Genomic DNA, 1,061 nt, shown 5'->3' with positions numbered 1-1,061 from the left:
ATGCCTGCAGTCTCAGCCACGCCGTGAAAGAAGGCCAGCGGGTGGTGAAAAAAGACGACATCAGCGGCCACAGCGGTGCCCGGTGCGAGAACGTCAAACCCGCTCAGGCCGGCCAGATCCAAAACCGCGGCATTGGGCTTGTCCTCAGAACCGGTAAAAAAACCTGATGTCACGGGCAGAAGGCCCACCGTTGCACCTGCTGCATGGAACGCCCGGGCATCTGCCAGCATCGCAGCAGCGGTCCCGCCCGAGAACCTGGGGTCAAAAACAAGCACGATATCTGACCGGACAGTACTCATCCGTGAAACCCGGGCCAGATTGCAGAAAGATCGCGGTTGAGAAGATCCGATAACCCGGCGTTCCGGTCCGACAGGTGGTGCGCAAGATAGGCAGCAGTGCCGGGCTGCATGGCGGGCGGCTTTTCCGCTTTGAGCAGAACGGGATTGACCCTGCGGAACCAGTGATAATGCAGCTTGTGGCGTATTTTTTCTGTCAGCCGGGTCTCATGCCCCATGTGATTGCGGTAACGTCCGGCAACAATCCGGCCCCCGATCCGGTTCAGCCATTGCTGGCATCCGGGCATCGTTGGATAGTAGGTGCGGTTAAACCAGGTTTTCAGCGTGCCGGCATCCATTTCTGATGCGCCAATGTGGTTCGTAATCCGGTTGATGAATGCTTGCTTGTCGGAAAGAAAATCCTCAAAAACAGCAACATGCACATTCTCACGGCCAAACACGTTGAAATAATCGGCAACATGAGGCGCGTAAGTGGAGCCGAGGATTATTGAACTGTGCCTGCTCAAGGCTTGTTCAAAACTGCAGCTCAAACGCGCGCTGCGGATTAGGTGCCAATATTGGGAATAAGCGCGTTTAACCGGATCGCGGAGCAGGAAAATCAAACGGACGTCAGGCAAAAGGCTTTTGATGCGCCGGGCCGCAACGGCTGAAAAAAGGTAGGTAGTGGAATCCTCTCCAACCAGAAGCTTTCCGCTGAATTCAGAAAACCGGGATGCGTACCAATCCAAGCTTTCTTCATTACCCAATCGAACATCGAACCATTTC

Annotated in this window: 1 protein-coding gene and 1 pseudogene; both read right to left on the bottom strand. The window is 55.0% G+C overall.

Annotated features, from left to right (window positions below):
• Window positions 1–299 (bottom strand): annotated as a pseudogene (locus A2I95_RS41660) (glycosyltransferase family 1 protein); the annotation flags it as partial.
• Window positions 296–1,061 (bottom strand): sulfotransferase (locus A2I95_RS41655; RefSeq protein WP_291738122.1); only part of this gene is annotated, 766 nt, incomplete at its 5' end. The gene A2I95_RS41655 and the pseudogene A2I95_RS41660, both read right to left, overlap by 4 nt.

It is taken from the genome of Leisingera sp. F5 (genome assembly GCF_001593695.1).
Note: the sequence above shows the minus strand (reverse complement) of the source record. Positions and strands in the feature narration are given on the sequence as shown.